This is a genomic window from Pseudomonas sp. TE3552 (genome assembly GCF_056278945.1).
The window spans coordinates 926,433-946,238 of sequence record NZ_JBWBQJ010000001.1 but is presented as its reverse complement, the minus strand read 5'-3'; the positions used below and the strand labels follow the sequence as shown (position 1 = coordinate 946,238).

General features: G+C 61.1%; 7 protein-coding genes. 2 read left to right on the top strand and 5 right to left on the bottom strand.

The window, feature by feature from the left end; genetic code table 11:
* Window positions 1-89: 89 nt before the first annotated feature.
* Window positions 90-13,073: a non-ribosomal peptide synthetase gene (locus tag ACZ9BB_RS04110; protein WP_476212654.1), complete on the bottom strand. Its 12,984-nt coding sequence runs from the start codon at window positions 13,071-13,073 to the stop codon at window positions 90-92.
* Between the two features lie 348 nt (window positions 13,074-13,421).
* Here ACZ9BB_RS04110 and ACZ9BB_RS04105 point away from each other — a divergent pair, with 348 nt between their 5' ends.
* A complete protein-coding gene (locus tag ACZ9BB_RS04105) occupies window positions 13,422-13,970 on the top strand; it encodes an RNA polymerase factor sigma-70 (RefSeq protein ID WP_007894994.1) in 549 nt (182 codons plus the stop codon).
* A 106-nt stretch (window positions 13,971-14,076) separates the two neighbouring features.
* Here the strand turns inward: ACZ9BB_RS04105 and ACZ9BB_RS04100 are convergent, their stop codons facing one another.
* The 4 genes from ACZ9BB_RS04100 to ACZ9BB_RS04085 all read right to left on the bottom strand — a co-directional run bounded on the left by ACZ9BB_RS04100 (window position 14,077) and on the right by ACZ9BB_RS04085 (window position 17,768).
* Entirely contained in the window at window positions 14,077-15,090 is a 1,014-nt protein-coding gene (locus ACZ9BB_RS04100) for a GNAT family N-acetyltransferase (RefSeq protein WP_476212653.1), read from the bottom strand.
* Window positions 15,091-15,239: 149 nt separating this feature from the next.
* Window positions 15,240-16,079 (bottom strand): sugar-binding protein, encoded by an 840-nt coding sequence (locus ACZ9BB_RS04095; RefSeq protein WP_454187310.1) that lies wholly within the window; start codon window positions 16,077-16,079, stop codon window positions 15,240-15,242.
* Between the two features lie 173 nt (window positions 16,080-16,252).
* Window positions 16,253-17,047, bottom strand: coding sequence for a substrate-binding periplasmic protein (locus tag ACZ9BB_RS04090; RefSeq protein ID WP_476212652.1), 795 nt, complete (start codon window positions 17,045-17,047; stop codon window positions 16,253-16,255).
* A 94-nt stretch (window positions 17,048-17,141) separates the two neighbouring features.
* Entirely contained in the window at window positions 17,142-17,768 is a 627-nt protein-coding gene (locus ACZ9BB_RS04085) for a TetR/AcrR family transcriptional regulator (protein WP_476212651.1), read from the bottom strand.
* 178 nt (window positions 17,769-17,946) lie between these two features.
* Between ACZ9BB_RS04085 and ACZ9BB_RS04080 the strand changes: the two genes are divergently transcribed.
* Window positions 17,947-19,746 (top strand): acyclic terpene utilization AtuA family protein, encoded by a 1,800-nt coding sequence (locus tag ACZ9BB_RS04080; protein ID WP_476212650.1) that lies wholly within the window; start codon window positions 17,947-17,949, stop codon window positions 19,744-19,746.
* Window positions 19,747-19,806 lie beyond the last annotated feature (60 nt).

Sequence of the window (19,806 nt, the reverse complement as noted above, 5' to 3'; positions counted from 1 at the left end):
AAATGCACAGGAAGACTGAGCCGCATGGGACTGGCAGTCAACCCGCAGCATTGTGGTGTCTGTGATGACGCCTTCGCGACACCAGAGAACTACAGCCCCTCCAGCTCCGCCATCAGGTCATTCAACCGATCCACCTTCTCCTCGGTCATGTCGCTCACCGCCAACCCGTCGATGTACTCGGCCAACTCGGCAACCGTGCTGCACTCGAACATCGCCCGCAGCGGCACGTTGCGTTGCAGGGCTTTTTGCACCCGCGAGGCGATCTGTGTGGCCAGCAGCGAATGCCCGCCGAGTTCGAAGAAGTTGTCACGCACGCCCACCTTCTCGACCTTCAACACGTGCGCCCAAATATCCGCCAGGGTCTGCTCCAGCTCGTTGCCTGGCGCCTGATAGTCCTGGCTCTGCAACTGCCCGATCTCCAACACCGGCAAGGCCTTGCGATCAAGCTTGCCGTTGGCGTTGAGCGGCAGCTTGTCGAGCCACAACCAGTGCAGCGGCACCATGTACTCCGGCAATTCAGCGCGCAGGCGTTGCTTGATGCGCTCCAGTCGATCGCCTGGATTCAATGCCGACTCGGCCGCTACCAGGTAGCCGACCAAATGCTTGCCGTTGACGCCTTCCTGAACACTTACCGCGGCGCCACGAACTTCCGGCTGCTCGTGCAGACGGGCTTCGATTTCACCCAGCTCGATGCGGTAACCGCGGATCTTCACCTGATGGTCGATGCGCCCGACGTATTCCAGCACGCCGTCACTGCGACGTCGGGCCAGGTCGCCGGTGCGATACAGGCGATCCCCCGGCGCACCGAACGGGTTCGGCACAAACACTTGCGCAGTACGCAACGGATCGCTCACATAGCCACGACCCACGCCGATGCCGGCCACGCACAACTCACCCACCGCTCCCAATGGCACCAACTCCAGCGCGCCATCGAGCAGGTACAAACGATTGTTGTCGGTCGGCGTACCAATCGGCAGATAGCTGCCGCGAGTCGAGGCCAGGTCGACCCGGAAGAACGCCACATCGTCCGAGCATTCCGCCGGACCGTAAGCGTTCACCAGACCAATCTGTGGGTAACGCAGCAACCATTGATGCGCCAGTTCCGGCGGCATCGCTTCGCCCGTTGGCAGCATCCAGCGCAGGCCATCGAGGCTCATGCGGTCCTGGGCGAGCATGCCCTGAATCAGCGACGGCACGCTTTCCAGCACGCTGATGCCCTGGCTCTGAACGTGAGCCAACAAGCCTTGCGGATCGTGGGCGATGCTGTTCGGCACGATGTCCACTCGAGCACCGAACAACGGCGCCGCGAGGAACTGCCAGACCGAAATGTCGAAGCTTTGCGAGGCGGTCTGGGCGATCACGTCGGCGTCGCTCAGTTTCAGGTATGGCACCTTGCTCAACTGGTTATTGAGCATGCCGCGCTGCTCGACCATCACCCCCTTTGGCAGGCCGGTGGAGCCCGAGGTGTAAATCACGTAGGCGAGGTTGTCCGGGCCGCTGTAAATGCCCGGATTGGCCACCGAAACATCGCTCGCCTGCACGTCTTCCCAAACCAGCAATCGAGGTCGGTTGGCACAAGCGAACTCTTCCAGCAGCGTGACGGCTTGTTCACGGCACGCCTGAGTGCAAACCAGCAGTGGCGTGCGGCTCAGGTCAATGATCCGGCTCAGGCGCTGACTCGGCAGACCCGGGTCCAGCGGCAGGTAACCGGCTCCGGCCTTGAAGCTGCCGATGATCATGCCCAACAGATCAAGGTTACGTTCGGCCAGCAACGCCACCGGCTGATCGAACCCGACGCCCGCAGCGATCAAGGCATGACCGAGGCGGTTGCTGCGCTGGTTCAGCTCAACGTAGCTGTGCTGCTGATCCAGGCAACTGGCGGCAACTCGCTGCGGATGCTCAGCAACCTGCGCTTCGAACAATGAGACATAGCTCTGCTCCAGCGGGTACTCGTGTTCGCTCTGGTTGCAGCCATGAATCAGGAAGTCCTGTTCCTCTAGGCCCAGCAGCGGCAGATCGGCCATGTCGCCATGGAAGCCTTCGACCAGCGCCAGCAGCAGTCGCTTGAACTCACCGATCATGCGCTCGACCGTGGATTCATCGAAATAACGCTGGTCGTAGGACAGGTGCAAACCCAGGTCATCCCCCGGATAGCAGACCGCCGTCAACGGGAAGTTGGTGTGGGTGCGGCCCGAATCCGAAGTGGCATTGAGGCTTTGCGCACGGTCCAGCACTGAGACTTCCACCGGGGCGTTTTCAAACACGAACAGGCTGTCGAACAGTGGCTGGCCTTTAGGCAGCTCGCTGTTTTCCTGAATGCTCACCAGCGGCAGGTATTCGTACTCGCGCAGTTGCATGTTGCTGTCGAGCAAACCGCTGAGCCACTGACGAACGCTGCAATGCTGATCGTCTTCGGGCATTTTCACCCGCAGGGCGATGCTGTTGATGAACAGCCCGACGGTGCGCTGCATCTCTGGCATCTGTACCGGACGCCCGGCCACCGTGACGCCGAACAGCACGTCGCGATCGCCGCTCAAGCGACGCAGCACCAGCGCCCACGCCGCTTGGGCGAAGGTGTTGATGGTCAGCTGATGGGCCTGCGCCAGTTCGCGCAATTGCGCGCCATCGCGGGTATCGAGCCTTGTGTAGCAGTCGCCGACGATCATGCCGCCGCTGTCGCCGGCATGTTCACGCAGCATTGGCCGGTCGCTCGGAATCGGCGTGGTGCGCTCGAAACCTCGCAGGTTCTGCTGCCACCACTGCTGCGCTTCGGCCAGGCTCTGGCGTTGCAGCCAGCCGATGTAATCGCGATAACGCGGCGGCACAGCCAGTTGTGCTTCCCGGCCTTCGCCGAGGGCGGTGTAGATGTCGAAGAAATCATTCATCAACAGTGAACGGCACCAGGCATCGATGAGGATGTGATGGTTACTCATCATGAACCAGTAACGCGCCGCGCCCACGCGGATCAAGCGCAGGTGGAACGGTGCCTGATTGAGCAAATCGAACCCGGCCTCACGCTCGCTTTTGAGCAGCGCCTGCAACTTCGGTTCTTGCTCGGTTTCGGCAACCGCGCTCCAGTCCAGATATTCGATCGGTGTGCTGCCCGGTTTATGGATCACTTGCAGCATGTCTTCGCCGACGTTCCAGCAGAACGATGCGCGCAGGGCTTCGTGACGGGCGATCACCGCTTGCCAGGCTTGGGCGAAGCGCTCGGGGTCGAGTTCGCTGTTGATGCGGTAGCGGTCCTGCATGTAATAGAGGCCGGTGCCCGGTTCGAGCAAGGTGTGCAGCAGCATGCCTTCCTGCATCGGGGTCAGCGGGTAGACATCTTCGATCATCGCCGCCGGGACTGGCAGTGCGTCGAGTTGCGGCTGAGTCAGTCTGGCCAGCGGGAAGTCCGACGGTGTCAGGCCGCCCGCGTTGTCGCTCAGGCAGTGCTGGATCAGGCTGTGCAATTCGCCCAGATACGCCTCTGCCAGATCGGTGATGGTTTGCCGGTCGTGGCGTTCGGCGCTGAAGGTCCAGCGCAGCACCAACTCACCGCCATACACCTGACTGTCGACGCTCAGCTCATTAGGCAGCGGCGCATGTGGATCGTGTGCCGCGCCCACCGGTTCATCCAGCGGACGGAACAGCGCATCACTGCCGAAGCTCTGATCGAATTGGCCCAGGTAGTTGAAGGTGATCGGCGCCACCGGCAGCGCGGCCATGGTCTGACGGCACAGGCCATCGGCCAGGTAACGCAGCACGCCATAACCCAAACCCTTGTGAGGCACGGCGCGCAGTTGCTCCTTGATCGCCTTGATCGAGGCACCCTGCTCTGCCACAGGCGTCAAACGCAGCGGGTAAGCACTGGTGAACCAGCCAACGGTGCGGGTCAGGTCGATCTCGTCGAACAGGGTTTCGCGACCATGGCCTTCGAGTTGAATCAACGCCGATTCGTGACCGCTCCAGCGACACAACACACGGGCCAATGCGGTCAGCAGCAGGTCATTGACCTGGGTGCGATAGGCCGTCGGCGCCTGTTGCAGCAGTTGGCGGGTGCGCTCGCTGTCGAGGCGCACGCTGACGGTTTGTGCGTGACGATTCTGTTGACCGCCCTGAGGCCGATCACACGGTAACTCAGCGCTTGGGCCGGCCAATTGCGCCTGCCACCAGCTCAATTCTTCACGCAGGGATTCGCTGCCGGCATAAGCCTGCAACCGTGCGGCCCAGTCCTTGAAGCCGCTGGTTTTCGCCGGCAGTTTTACTGACTGTCGGGACTCGAGTTGACGATAAACCGTTTGCAGATCGTCCAGCAGCACCCGCCACGACACCCCATCCACCACTAAGTGGTGAATGGCAATGAACAGACGTTGTTGCCCCTCGGGATCATCCACCAGCAGCGCCCGCATCAGCGGCCCTTGCTCAAGGTCGAGGCTGCGCTGGGCATCGGCGAACAGTGCCGTGCATTTGTCCAGGCTCGGCACTTGCGCCTGCCACAGCACGGCGGCGTCGGAAACTGCCTGATGCTCGGCCTGCCAATGACCCGCGACCTCAGTGAAACGCAGGCGCAAAGCATCGTGTTGTTCGGTCACCGCCAGCAGCGCTTGCTCCAGACGATGAGGTTCCAGCGCTACGGTTGGCTCCAGCAGCAACGCTTGGTTCCAGTGCTGACGCTGCGGGATTTCAGTGTCGAAGAACCAATGCTGAATCGGCGTCAAACGCGATTCACCGCTCAGCAGGCCTTGCTCGGCGGTGATCTGCTCGGTGCGGGTTGCCACCGCAGCCAACGTCTGCACGGTCTGGTGCTGGAACAGGTCACGCGGGCTGAAGTGGATGCCCTGCTGCCGCGCACGGCTGACCACCTGGATCGATAGAATCGAATCGCCGCCCAGCTCGAAGAAGTTGTCGTTGAGGCCCACTTGCTGGACGTTCAGCACTTCGCACCAGATGCCGGCCAGGGTCAGTTCAAGCTCATTACTCGGCGCTACGTAGTGCTGACGATTCAACTCCGGGTCCGGTGCCGGCAGTGCGCGGCGGTCGAGTTTGCCATTGGCGGTCAGCGGCATGCTGGCCAGCAGGATCAGGTGCGTGGGCACCATGTAATCCGGCAACTGAGCTTTGAGGTGATTCTTCAAGGCTTCGCGCAGTGTGGCTTGTTGTGCTTCGTCCTGCTCGGCCACGTCGCTGACCAGATAGCCCACCAGTTGTTTGCCGCTCGGTGCATCGAGGGCCAGCACCACCGCTTCACGCACGGATTCATGTTCCAGCAGACGGGTTTCGATCTCGCCCAGCTCGATGCGGAAACCACGGATCTTCACTTGATGGTCAATCCGGCCGAGGTACTCGACCAGACCATCGGCGCGCTGACGAACAAGGTCGCCGGTGCGGTACAAACGTCCGCCGTTCACTGCAAAAGGGTCGGCGACAAACCGTTCGGCAGTCATGCCCGGACGCTGGTGATAACCCTGCGCCAGGCCGGCACCGCCGACGTACAACTCACCCGTCGCGCCTTGCGGCACCAACGCCAGATCGGCGTCGAGGATGTACGCCACCCGCGCGCCGATCACGCTGCCGATCGGCACGCTGCCCAGCCCTTCCTCCAATTGCTCGGGCGCCAGGCTGGCAAGCGGCATGACCACGGTTTCGGTCGGGCCGTAAGCGTTGAAAAACAGGCTCGGTTTGAACGCCGCGCGAATCCGTTGCAGGTGTTCGCCCGTCAGGGCCTCGCCGCCGGCGATGCACATGCGCACCGGCAGGGTTTCGCCCTGGGTCGCCAGCCATTGCGCCAACTGGCTGCCATAGCTTGGGGTGAAACCAAGAATGTTGATGTTGTGCCGACGAATCAGCCCGCAGATTTCTTGCGCATCCCACTGGCCTTGCGCACGCAGGACAACCTGCGCACCACTCAACAGCGGCACCAGCAGACGCTCGGTCGCGGCATCGAAGTTGATCGAGTAGAAGTGCAATTCGCAGTCATCGGGGCGCATGGCAAAGCGTTCGATCACGGCGCGGCAGTGCATGGCGATTTCACCGTGGGACACCACCACGCCTTTCGGTTTGCCGGTGGAGCCCGAGGTGTAGATCAGGTAGGCCTGATGTTGCGGCAGGCTGATAAACGGCAGCTCGCTGGCCGGGTAGTTGGCCAATTTCGCGCCGTCCTCTTCCAGGCACCAGCGGCCGACGCTGGCCGGCAATTCACCGAGCGCCGCGAACATCGCCGCATCGCTGAGCAGCAAACCGATGCCGCTGTCTTCGATCATGTAGTGCAAGCGATCCAGCGGGTATTCCGGGTCCAGCGGTACATAGGCACCGCCAGCCTTGAGGATCGCCAGCAGGCCGACGACCATCTCCAGCGAACGCTCCAATGCCAGGCCAACCCGAACCTGTGGCCCGACACCGCGCTCGCGCAGTATCCAGGCGAGGCGATTGGCGCGGCTGTCGAGCTCGGCGTAGCTCAGGGTTTGCCCAGCGAAGGTCAGGGCCGGCGCGTCTTTACGCATCAGCGCCTGTTCGCTGAACAGATGATGGATGCATTGATCGAGGCGATGTTCACCCGGCTCGATGCCGAGGCTGTCGAGCAGGTTTTGCTGTTCAGTGGCTTCGAGCAACGGCAGCTCGCTGAGGCGTTGTTGCGGGTCACTCAGCAACGCTTCCAGCAGGTTGCGCCAGTGCCCGGCCATGCGTGCAATGCGCGGCTCGTCGAACAAATCGGTGCTGTAGGTCAGGCAGCAACCCAGGCGATGGTCGAGGTCAGTGACTTCCAGGTTGAGGTCGAACTTGGTCGCTCGTGCATCGTTGGCCAGGTAATCGACGGTCATCCCGGCCAGGGTGCGGCTCTGCTGGAACTCCCAGCGCTGCACGTTGCACATCACCTGGAACAGCGGGTTGTACGCAGCGCTGCGCGGTGGCTGCAAGGCTTCGACCAAGTGATCGAACGGCAGGTCCTGATGGGACTGGCCTTCGATCACGGTGTGGCGAACCTGCTCGAACAACTCGCCGACAGACATCTGCCCGTCGAGCTGGCAACGCAGCACTTGGGTGTTGAGGAATGCGCCAATCAGCCCTTCGCTTTCCGGGCGAATGCGGTTGGCCACCGGCGCCCCGATGCGCAGGTCGGTCTGGCCGCTGTAGCGGTAAAGCAGCACCGCCAGCGCAGCCGTCATGGTCATAAACAGCGTCAGACCGTTTTGTGCATTGAAGGCTCGAACCCGCGCCGCGAGGTCATTGCTCAGGTCAAAACGGAACAGTTCGCCTTGATGGCTTTGCACCGGCGGACGCGGACGATCGGCCGGCAATTCCAGCAGCGGATGTTCGCGGCCCAGTTGCGCGGTCCAGTAATCGAGCTGGCGCTGACGCTCGCCGGACTCCAGCCACTGACGCTGCCACACGCTGTAATCCAGGTACTGCACCGGCAGTGGCTGCAGCGGTGATTCGCGGTCATCGACAAACGCTTCGTAGAGCGCGCTCAGTTCCCGGGCAAAAATGTCCATCGCCCAACCTTCGGTGACGATGTGGTGCAGGGTCAGGACGAAGTAATGCTCCTGCTCGGCGGTCTTGACCAGGCAAGCACGCAGCAGCGGTCCGGTTTCCAGATCGAAAGGCTTATGGGCTTCGTCATCGGCCAGTTGCTGGACCTGCCATTCGCGGCCATCGGCATCCAGCGTGGTGAAATCCTTCCAGTCCATGCGCAGGCCGGTGTCTGGATGCACCTGTTGCCGAGCCACGCCGTCGACGCTCGGGAACGTCGTGCGCAGGGTTTCGTGACGCATGATCAACGCTTGCAGCGCCGCCTCGAAACGCCCGACATCCAGCACGCCACGCAACCGCGCCATGCCGCCTACGTTATAGGCCGGGCTGTCCGGCTCCATCTGCCAGAGGAACCACATGCGTTGCTGGGAATAGGACAGTGGCACCGGTTGGCTACGGTCGACCTTCTCGATCGGCGGCTGTTTGTTGGTTTTGCCGCTGGCCTGGATCAAGCGAACCTGCTCGGCAAAAGCGCCCAGTTCGCTGTTCTCGAACAGCGTGCGCAGCGGCAACTCGACATCGCAGGCCTGGCGGGTGCGGGAGATGATTTGCGTGGCCAGTAAAGAATGACCGCCGAGGGCGAAAAAATCGTCGCGCAAACCGATCTGCGACTGGCCCAGCACTTCACGCCAGATGCCGGCGATCTGTTGTTCCAGGGCGCTGACCGGTTCGACGTGTTCGCGGACTTGCCACTGAGGTTCCGGCAAGGCACGACGGTCGAGTTTGCCGCTCGGGCTCAGGGGCATTTCTTCCAGACGCATGAGTTGCGCCGGGACCATGTATTCCGGCAGCTCAGCCGCCAGCGCGGCTTTCAGGCGTGTGGTTTGAGCATCGATGGTTTCGCTGGTTTCAGTGGCGGTGTAGTAACCGATCAACTGCCCGCCGGCCGCCGTTTCGCGCACCAGCACCACCGCTTGGGCGACGCCGGACTGCGCCAACAGACGCGCTTCGATTTCTTCCGGCTCGACACGAAAACCACGCAGTTTGACCTGTTGATCGAGGCGACCGAGGTATTCGATCACGCCATCATCGGTCCAGCGGGCACGGTCACCGGTGCGATACAGACGCGCGCCCTGCTCACCCAGCGGATCGACCACAAAGCGTTCGGCAGTCAGTCCCGGGCGACCGAGATAACCCCGGGCCAGACCGATACCACTGATGCACAGTTCACCCGGCACACCGGCCGGAACCGGGTTGAGGTCACTGTCGAGTACGCGGCACAGCACGTTGCCCAACGGTCGGCCAATCGGCGAGCGCTCGCCATCAGCCGTTGTGCAGTGCCAGTGGGTGACGTTGATCGCCGTTTCGGTCGGGCCGTAGCGGTTGTGCAGCTGCACCGCCGGCAAGTGTTCCAGCACGCGATTGCGCAGTTCGGCGGGCAAGGCTTCGCCGCCGGAAAACACTCGGCGCAGGCTGGTGCATTCGGCGCTGAGCAGTTCGTCGATGAACAACGCTAGCAATGGCGGAACAAAGTGCAGCGTGGTCACGCCGTACTGCTGAACAAGCTGCGCGATGCGGTGCGGATCGCGATGTTCGCCGGGGCCGGCAATCAGCAGACGTGCACCGGTGATCAGCGGCCAGAAGCACTCCCACACCGACACGTCGAAACTGATTGGCGCTTTTTGCATCAGCACATCGGTTTCGTTCAGACGGTAGGTGGCTTGCATCCATTGCAAGCGCTCGGCAAGGGCTGCATGCGTATTACCAACGCCCTTCGGCTGACCGGTGGAGCCCGAGGTGTAAATCACATAAGCGAGGTTGTCGCTGTGCAGGTGCAGACCCGGCGCCTGACTTGGCCAGTTCTCCAGATGCAGGGCGTCCATGGCAATCACGCTGACGCCATCGGTGGCCGGCAAGCGGTCGAGCAATTCGGTTTGGGTCAGCAGTAATTCAACACCACTGTCGCTGAGCATATAGGCCAGACGCTCGGCCGGGTAATCCGGGTCCAGCGGCACATAAGCGCCACCAGCCTTGCTGATCGCCAGCAAGCCGATCAGCAACTGCGGCGAACGTTCGGCGGCGATGGCCACGCACACGTCCGGGCCGACGCCTTTGTTCCGCAGGTAATGCGCCAGGCGGTTGGCCTGGGCGTGCAGTTCGGCGAAGTCCAGGCTGCCGCCGTCCCACAGCAACGCGGTGCGTTCCGGGGTCTGGCGCGCTTGTTCGTTGAGCAGTTCCGGCAACCATTGGCTGGCCGGTATGCAGGGTGCGGTGCTCCAGGCGGATTGCTGATCGTGCTCATGCGGGGTGAGCAATGGCAGGTCACCGATGGCGATGGTCGGTTGTTCGCAGACGGCTTGCAGCAGGTTGCTGAAATGCTCGGCCAGACGCTCGATCGTCGTCAGGTCAAATAACTCGCTGGCGTAGTCGAACGACAGGCTCAGACGCCCGTTGCGGTCTTCTTCGCTGTGCAGTTGCAGGTCGAACTTGGCTTCGCGGCTGTGCCAAGGCAGCTCTTCGGCGAGCAGCCCTGGCAAGCGACGCAGGGCACTGAGATCCCGTTGCTGATGGTTGAACATGACCTGGAACAGGCCTTGTTCGCGGGCTTGCGGGAAGGCCTCGAGCAGTTGTTCGAACGGCAAGTCCTGATGCGCTTGCGCGCCCAATGCGGCTTGACGGGTTTGCGCCAGCAACTCAATGAACGGCCGTCGCGAATCCACCTCGGCGCGCAGCACCTGGGTGTTGATGAAGAAGCCGATCAGCCCTTGGGTTTCCAGACGCGGACGGTTGGCATTCGGTATGCCGATGCGGATGTCGCGTTGGCCGCTGTAACGGTGCAACAGGCTTTGGAATGCCGTGAGCAATAGCATGAACGGTGTCGATTCATGGGCCTGGGCGGTCTGGCGGATGGCATCGCTCAGATGCTTGTCCAAACGCCGCGTGTGGCGGGCGGCGCTGTGCGTGTGCTGCACTGAACGTGGATGGTCGGTGGCCAGGCTCAGGGTCGGATGCTCATCACCCAACTGCTCTTTCCAGTAAGCGAGTTGACGCTCGCCCTCCCCTTGCGCCAGCCACTGGCGCTGCCAACTGCCGTAGTCAGCGTATTGCGTCGCCAAGGCTGGAAGGCTGGCGGTCTGGCCTTGAGAGGCGGCCGCATACAGGCGAGAGAATTCGTCGATCAACACGTTCAGTGACCAACCGTCGGCGATGATGTGGTGCATCGTCACCAGCAGTTGATGGTCCTCATCGTCGAGGCGCACCAGGGTGACCCACAGCAGCGGGCCTTTTTCCAGATCGAACTGTGTGCGGGCTTCGTCCTCGCGGATTTGCTGCGCGCGGGCTTCACGCTCGGCGGCTGGCAGGTCGCTGATGTCGATCACTTGCAGGTTGAATTCGCCGGCAGCAATGACCTGTTGCAAGGCTACGCCATCACGCTCGAAAAACCGTGTGCGCAGGGATTCGTGACGTTCGATCAGTTGCTGGAAACTGGCGTGCAAGGCGTCTGCGTCCAGTTCGCCACGCAGGTGCAAGGCACCGGGAATGTTGTAGGCGCTGCTCTGCGGGTCGAGTTGCCAGGTGATCCACAGACGGTTTTGTGCCAGGGATTGCGGCATGGCATCGGCGCGCGACAAGGGCATGATCGCACCTTGGGCGAGGCCGCCATCCTGTTGTTGCTGAGTGACCGCAGCAGCGAATGCGCCGAGGGTCGGCGCTTCGAACAACAGGCGCAGATTCAGCTCCAGCCCCAACTCTTCACGCAGGCGTGCGACCACTTGAGTGGCGGCGATGGAGTTGCCGCCGAGCAGGAAGAAGTGATCGTCGGCGTTGACCTGCTTGACCTGCAATTGCTCACACCAGATCTGGCCGATCAACGCTTGCAGCTCAGAGCCCGGTTCGGTTTCAGATGGGCTTGCGATGCCTGCCGAGGGGAATAGCGCGTAGCTGTCGAGGCTGCCATCCGCCAGGCGATTGCGGCAGGCGGAGCGTTGCAACTTACCGCTGGACGTCTTGGGCAGTGCGCCCGGATTGAGCAACACCACCACGCTCGGTGCTTGCTGATACGCCTCGGCCACCGCTTGGCGGATGGCTTTGATCAGCGCCTCGGGCGGCAGGATTCTCTGCACGCTGCGGCTGATTTCCGCGGCAATGCCGATGCCTTCCTGACCCTCGAGGTTGACCGCGAACGCGGCCACGCGACCTTTGCGCACCACCTCCACTTCGTGCTCGACGGTCTGCTCGATGTCCTGCGGATAGAGGTTGTGACCACGAACGATCAGCATGTCTTTCAGGCGCCCGGTGATGAACAGTTCACCGTCACGCAAAAAGCCCAGGTCGCCGGTGCGCAGCCAGGTGCGGCCCGCGTGCTGGACGAAGGTCTTGGCCGTGGCTTCAGGGTTGCGCCAGTAGCCATGGGCGATGCTCGGCCCGGCGGCCCAGACTTCACCGACCGCGTTGTCGGCGAGTTCTTCAAGCGATACCGAATCGACAATCAGCACCGCGTGATCCGGCTGGCTGATGCCGCAACTCATGATCGCGCTGCCTTCGCCCGGCTCGGCACGGTTCTGCGCCAGGGCCTGATCGTCCACGCGCAGGTTTCCAATGCCCTGGCCACGAGGGCTGCCGGCCACAAACAGCGTGGCTTCGGCCAGACCGTAGGACGCCATGAAACTGTCCGGGGTGAAACCACAGGCCGCGAACTTCTCGGCGAAGCGCTCCAGGGTGTCGAGGCGAATCGGCTCGGAGCCGGAATACGCCACGCGCCAGCCGCTCAGGTCGAGGCATTCCAGGGCCGATTCGCTGACCCGTTCGCTGCACAGTCGATAGGCGAAGTCGGGCCCGCCGCTGATGGTGCCGCCGTATTCGCTGATCGCTTCCAACCAGCGCAACGGGCGGCCGAGGAAGTACGCCGGCGACATCAATACACAGGGCACGCCGCTGAAAATCGGCTGCAGCAGGCCACCGATCAAGCCCATGTCGTGGTACAGCGGCAGCCAGCTGACGATGACGTCGTCGGGATTGAGATCAATGCCAAAGCCATGACGGATCAACAGTTCGTTGGCCACCAGGTTGCCGTGACTGACTTGCACGCCTTTAGGCAACGCGGTGGAACCGGAGGTGTATTGCAAGAAGGCGATGTGCTCGCCTTGCAGGTCCGGCGCGACCCAGCGTTCGGCCAGGGCACTGTCGAGGGTGTCGACACACAGCAGCGGTGGCGCCCCGTCGATTTGCAGCAACGCGTCGCGCAGGTTGGCGCTGGTCAGCAGCAAACGCGGCTCGGCATCGCTAATGATCGACAGCAGGCGCTCCTGGTGATGACGGCGGGTCGATTCCGGCGGATAAGCCGGCACCGCGATAACACCTGCATATAGGCAACCAAAAAACGCCGCGACGTAATCCGGGCCGCTGGGAAACAGCAGCACCGCGCGATCGCCGAACGACGCCTGGGCCTGCAATGCGCCGGCAATGGTTCGTGCCCGCTGATCCAGCTCACGATAACTGAGCACCACAGCCTGATCCTGGGTTTCGGCGAGAAAACGCAAGGCCACCCGGTCCGGCGTCAGGGCCGCGCGACGCTGAAGGGCTTGGACCAGTGTGCTGGGGAGTTCGAACGCGTCGGTCATGAGATTTCCTGCCTGAATTCGGCTTGCAAGTGGAATCGGTTTTCGTACGTCACACCCGTTCATGGGCATGCAGGACGCGGTCTTCGCCGACCGCGCAAGGCTTGGGAATGCGGTTTTGGCCGGGGCTTGCACCCGCAGCCATTCACCAATGAGAACGGATGAGGTATGGAAATAATTAGTCGTCAGGCTTGAGCGCCGGCAGGCTTGCGGTCAGGAAGCGAGACACTGCATTAATTCTCCTTCTCAATTGACAATCATTATCATTCAGCCTAATTTGTCGCTCGATGTGTAGGACGTCTCCTATCTCCCTGTCGTCCCACGACCCTATTTGCAGCAAGGTGATTTCCAATGACGGAACAAGTATCCACAAGCAGGTGCGATTCACCGCTACTTCAGGCCTTCGTCGACAACCGACTGATTCTGGTCAAGATTGCCGCCCGCATCACCGGCTGCCGATCTCGCGCCGAAGACGTGGTGCAGGATGCGTTCTTCCGGCTGCAGTCGGCGCCGCAAATCACCTCGTCAATCAAGGCGCAGCTCAGCTATCTGTTTCAGATCGTGCGCAACCTGGCGATCGATCATTACCGCAAGCAGGCGCTGGAGCAGAAGTATTCGGGCCCGGAAGAGGAAGGTCTGAATGTGGTGATTCAGGGCGCTTCGCCGGAAACCTCGCACATGAATTTCTCGACCCTGGAAAACATTGCCGATGCGCTGACGGAGCTGCCCAGCCGCACCCGTTACGCCTTCGAGATGTACCGCCTGCACGGCGTGCCGCAAAAAGACATCGCCAAAGAACTCGGCGTCTCGCCAACCCTGGTGAACTTCATGATTCGTGATGCGCTGGTGCATTGCCGCAAGGTGTCGGGTAATCGCGCGGATACCTTCGCGCGCCGCTAAAAGCTTCGCGGGCAAGCCTCGCTCAGGGGGGAAGCGATTCCTTGTAGGAGCGAGGCTTGCCCGCGAAGGCTGACTCAAGACCGCAACCGACCTTGAGCCATACACCTCACACCAACGCACACCGATCAAAAAACCGCTCACGCCCCAACACCATCAGCGCCGCGCGCTTGTGCGGGAAGTCGAATTCTTTTTCGCAGTGGAAACACTGGTTGTGCATATGCCCAATCATCTTCGCGTTGTCGGCGCGAGGCTCGGCGACCACCCGTTGAGTGCGTGGATCATCGAGAAACAGGTAATGCACCAGCGCCGATAGCCAGCTCGCCACCTTGTGCGGCCCGCGGTGATGTTCTTCGCCCACCAGCATGTGAATGCCACGGTCGTAATCGCCGGCATCGTAGAACGGCGCAATACGATCTTCCTTGGCCCAATAGGCTTCGAAATAGGCAAACGGCTGATCATCGAAGCAACCGATCAATGTCAAGGTGCGCGGGTCGGCTTCGAGCTTGCTCAGGTATTCCCGATGCTGCTCGAGACTGCCCTCCTCCTGCCAGAAACTCGCCACCCGCGGGCTGTTCTGCCAGCGGTTGAAACGCGCCAGGTCATGTTCGATTTCTACCGTGCGCAGGGAAACCCACGCACCGAGCCGCGCATCAAAGCGTCGATACACCTCGCCACGGGGTTTCACCGCCCGCAATGGATGGCGCTTGCCGCTACTGATGACCATTTGTTGCGGATAGCTGCCGGTGCGCGACTCACCCAGCCAAGGCTGAGGCAATTGCCAGAACAGCGTGCGTTCGCAGTGATACTGGCCGGTGACTTCGGTCGCGATCAGCAATCCGCTGAGCAAGGCTTCGGTGGGCACATCATCGAGTTGCCAGGTCAGACGCTGACACGCCGCGTCACGGGCAAACAGCCAATAGCAAGCCGCCCAGAATGCCTGACCGTCAGGACGGCCGAAGCGCTCCTCCAGCCGCAGATGCAACTCCGGCTCATGGGTCAGCCGCAGCTCGATCAACGGTTGCCCTTGCAGGCTGAGGCTAAGGCGGCTGGCGGTTTCATCGGCTACAAGACAGTTGCCTGACGGCAAGGCCAGGGTGGTCAGGTCATTCAGATTGGACATGGGTGGGGCTCACGGTAATCGTCGACAGTTAACTGAGGGGACGTGAGCCAGGCATGGAAATTTAACGAAAAACACCGCGAACCTTAACGAGCGTTCGCGGTGGCATGCACAGCCTGGGTCAGTTCCAGGCCATTGAGGTTGTGCAGGCGTTAGATCGACCTGACCCAGATTTCGCGGAAGGCATAGTCATTCCCGTTTCCGGTGGCGACATGGTTAACGATCTGCAACTCCATCTGCGACGCGCTCGCGGTAAAAGTGCCTTTGAGCGGCGCCCAGGCCATTGATGAGATTTCCGTCGCGGGTGCAATGATTTGCGATCCGCTGTTGAGTGACAGCACCGGAACTGAATATTTGTCATTCCATCTGCGCACGGTCAACCCGAACTCATAGGACCGCCCCACCTCCAGCTTCTGAAAGGTCTTTTTCAACACTGTCCCGGCAGAGTTGTTGGTGTAGGTGTTGTCGAATAATACGTAGATTCCCCCATCGTTGGTGATGGTGAGATCCCGTGGATCAGTCGCAGCCTCCCCCCTCATCCAGCCATTCCAGTTATTGGTGCCGTCTGTTGCCGAGAAGGTCGTTGTGTCATCGAAAGGCGCCCGAACCTCAAGACACAATGGCGGGAACAGTGCCGGGCAAGCACAATTGCCTCCATCCAGCTCGGCCTGAAAAACAAACGAGAGATGGCTGTGGTCTTTGAGGTTTTGCAAATACGCCCAGGCAATATTCCGACGCCAGCCCTCCTGGAACTCTTGCTGCGTGACGGGCTCGGCGTCGGCCACCCGCAGCATCACTGGCGAGCCGTCGGCTTGTTGACCGCAGACATGCAACGTCGCCTTTTGATTGACCACCATGAACGGCCAACGCGCCACCTCGACCGTGACACCGGCCGAATCATCAGGTTTTTTCAGAATGAGTACATTGTCGACAGCTTGCGCCACCACAGGAGAGGGAACGCAGGAGAGAGAAACCAACGAGGGGGTTGTCATGGCAGAAATCCTTTCTGGATGAGAGCCAACCCCTCCATGGGGTCGGACACAGGAAAGGAGCTAAGACCACGTTGGGCGAAGCGTCTACTGTCAGTCTGACCGTTCGAACAGCAGAACACGATTAGTCGATGAACGGTCGTCTGCTCCCCCCCTGAACTCAGAAACTGTCTCCTTCAGGGTTTGCCCACCGGCACCAGGGCAATCTTGTAAGGGTTAAAAATCTTCAGCATCTGGCCGTTGTTTCGCAGGCCTTGCAGCAACTTGCCGAATGCTTCGCCAGTAATCGGCGCCTGCGGGCGAATCAGTGCGTAATGGTGATAGACCTGATCGATGCGCTGCGACACCAGCAATTGCTCGCCGACTTTCTCGTTACGCAGCAGATAATCGAACAGATAGGAGCGAGTCACCAAGGCAATGTCCGCTCGCCCGCGCAGCACCATCAGCAGGTTGCTGTCGTGGGAATAGGTCAGCGTGGCGTTGTAGGTGTCGGCCAGGTACTTGGGATCGGCATTGAAATTGGCAAACTCGTAGTGATAGCCGCTGTACAGCGCCAGCCGCTTGCTCGCCAGGTCCTTGAAGTAATTCTCATCACGACCGGGTTGCTTCTGCGCGACAAAGATTTCTGCATCTTCCAGGCCCATGTCGACGTCGGTATGCGCAATGTCCTTCCAGCCCCACTCCGGGTTTTCGAAAATCGCCATATCGACCCGACCTTCCTTGAAGTCATTGAAACGTCGAGGAATCGAGGTGGGTACCAACACAAATTGATAATCGGTTTGCAACTGATTCAGCGCCTCCACCAGTTGCGGCAGCAGACCGGTGTCGGCACCGGACTCAGGGCGCACGGTATAGGGTGGAAAATGGGCGGCACCGACCCGCACCTGTTGCGCGGCTTGAGATGGCAACACCCAGCACACCGCAAGCGCCGCCAGCAAAAGCCGCGACGCCATTCGAATTAGTGAAGACATCAAAACAGCACACTCCCCGAAAAAATTATTTTATCAATGCATTCAAGCTAGGCGGTTTCGCCGACTTAGCCAGTTTTTGACCGAGATAGACGGCTCACTGTCGCTCTTCAAGCACCAGAATCAACGCCTCATCGGCCAATTGATCGAGGCTCATGCTGCCATCGGCGCGAAACCAGGTGGTGGTCCAGGACAACGCGCCCGTCAGGAAACGACGGGTGATGAACACATCGCCACGGATAAAACCGGCGTCCTTGGCCTCACCCAGCACCTGCAGCCAGATGGCTTCATAAATATCGCGCAGCGCCAGAACCTGCGCCTGGCCTTCCTCGGACAGTGAACGCCACTCATACACCAACACCGCCATGGCCTCGCCGCTGCCGCCCATGATCGACTGCAATTCACAGCGAATCAGCGCCAGCACCCGCTCGCGCACACTGCCGGCCTCGGCCAGGGCTGCACGCATCAATGCAGTGTTGTAGCGAATGGTCTCCTCCATCACTGCCCGCAGGATTTCGTCCTTGCTTTTGAAGTGATGAAAAATACTGCCTGACTGAATGCCCACCGCACTGGCCAGATCACGCACGGTGGTACGTTCATAACCTTTGTTGCGAAACAGATGAGCGGCCACTTGCAGCAGTTTGCCGCGGGCGCTGTCCGGGTCGGTCAATTGGCCGCTGTCGACCAATTCGCGCATCACCCTCAGGGCTTTTTGCTCGTCCACCCGTTCTCTCCTACAGTCGATCAATCAATTGCGCCGCTGGCCGCTAAAACAGCGGGGTTGCGCGGGCAATTTAAGCTGGCGGGGACGACCAAGCAAGCGCTTGGGCAGAAGATATTTCAGCCGTTTACAAACCAAGCGCTTGCTTGGTAGTCTCGAAGCACTTCTGTCGGAGGTGGTTATGGAATTGACTGCGCCTAAAACAATCCGCATCGGTTGCGCCAGCGCTTTCTGGGGCGATACCTCGACCGCCGCTGCGCAACTGGTGGAAGGCGGGCGGCTGGACTATCTGGTGTTCGATTATCTGGCCGAAATCACAATGTCGATCATGGCCGCGGCGCGGATGAAAGACCCGGGAGCCGGCTACGCCAGCGACTTCATCGACGTCCTCAGTCCCCTCCTCAACCAGCTCGCGGAACAGAAGATCCGCGTCATCAGCAATGCCGGCGGCGTCAATCCACAGGCTTGCGCCACAGCCCTGCAAACGGCCTGCGATAAAGCCGGGGTAGCGCTGAAGATTGCCGTGCTGTCGGGTGACAATCTGCAACCGCAGTTCAAACGCCTGAGCAGCCTTGGCCTCCATGAGATGTTCAGTGGCACGCCCCTGCCGCCGATGTGTGTGTCGACCAACGCCTACCTCGGCGCGCCGGGCATCGTCGAAGCCCTGCGTCTGGGCGCCGACATTGTGATTACCGGGCGCGTGGTCGACAGCGCCGTGGTCAGCGCCGCGCTGGTGCATGAGTTCGGCTGGTCGTGGCATGACTACGACAAACTCGCCCAGGCTGCATTGGCCGGGCACCTCATTGAATGTGGCGCCCAGTGCACCGGCGGCAATTTCACCGATTGGCGCGACGTGCCCGACTACGAACACATCGGCTTTCCGATCGTCGAAGTCGGCGCCGACAGCCAGTTTATCGTCAGCAAACCCGACGGCTCCGGCGGTCTGGTTACGCCCCTGACCGTTGGCGAGCAGATGCTTTATGAAATTGGCGACCCGCAGGCCTATTTGCTGCCGGACGTGGTGTGTGATTTCAGTCAGGTCAAACTGGTGCAGCAAGGCAAAAATGCGGTGCAGGTGCATGGGGCAAAAGGCTTGCCGCCGACCGATCAGTACAAGGTCAGCGCTACGTATCCGGACGGTTTCCGCTGTACCGCCAGTTGCCTGATCGCCGGGATCGATGCCGTGGACAAGGCCCGACGGGTCAGCCAGGCGATCATCAACAAAACCTCGGAAATCTTCAGCCAGCGCGGCTGGGCGCCCTACAGCGAAGTGAACATCGAACTGCTGGGCAGCGAAGCCACTTATGGCCCTCATGGCCAGCGCCACGACAGCCGCGAAGTGGTGATCAAACTCGCCGTGCGCCACCCAAGTAAACAGGCCTTGATTCTGTTTTCCCGGGAAATTGCTCAGGCCGCCACCGGCATGGCGCCGGGGTTGACCGGGATCGTCGGCGGGCGGCCGACGGTGTACCCGCTGATTCGGCTGTTTTCATTCCTGATCGACAAAACGGCCTGCACCCTGGAAATCGACCTCGCCGGTGAGCACCACCCGTGCGCCCTGCCCGCCCTCGATGTACTCGACCCGGATGACTTGCCGCTACCGTTCGATCCACCCAAAACCGCTGAACGCGCAGACGCCAGCGTGGCTCTGATCAAACTCGCCGTGGCGCGCTCCGGTGACAAGGGCAATCACAGCAACATCGGCGTCATGGCCCGCCACCCCGACTACCTGCCGTGGATAGCCGAAGCGCTGACACCCGAGGTTATTGTCGACTGGATGAGCCATGTCCTCGACCCGATCCACGGGCGTGTCGAACGCTGGTATTTACCCGGCACTCAGAGCTTTAATTTTCTTCTGGAGAACGCACTCGGCGGCGGTGGCGTGGCCAGCCTGCGGATCGATCCGCAAGGCAAGGCGTTCGCCCAACAACTGCTGGAGATCCAGATTCCGGTGCCGCAGCGCATCGCTGATCAGGTTTAGGGGGCGTTCTCAATTAGTTTCCCCGCCGCGCCGGGTCTGCTGTTGTGCAGGGCAAGGCGC

What these genes read in the sequence shown, in the direction of transcription:
- ACZ9BB_RS04090 (WP_476212652.1), bottom strand. Translation starts at nt 17,047, where the DNA reads ATGTCTTCACTAATTCGAATGGCGTCGCGGCTTTTGCTGGCGGCGCTT.
- ACZ9BB_RS04080 (WP_476212650.1), top strand. Translation starts at nt 17,947, where the DNA reads ATGGAATTGACTGCGCCTAAAACAATCCGCATCGGTTGCGCCAGCGCT.
- ACZ9BB_RS04095 (WP_454187310.1), bottom strand. Translation starts at nt 16,079, where the DNA reads ATGACAACCCCCTCGTTGGTTTCTCTCTCCTGCGTTCCCTCTCCTGTG.
- ACZ9BB_RS04110 (WP_476212654.1), bottom strand. Translation starts at nt 13,073, where the DNA reads ATGACCGACGCGTTCGAACTCCCCAGCACACTGGTCCAAGCCCTTCAG.
- ACZ9BB_RS04100 (WP_476212653.1), bottom strand. Translation starts at nt 15,090, where the DNA reads ATGTCCAATCTGAATGACCTGACCACCCTGGCCTTGCCGTCAGGCAAC.
- ACZ9BB_RS04105 (WP_007894994.1), top strand. Translation starts at nt 13,422, where the DNA reads ATGACGGAACAAGTATCCACAAGCAGGTGCGATTCACCGCTACTTCAG.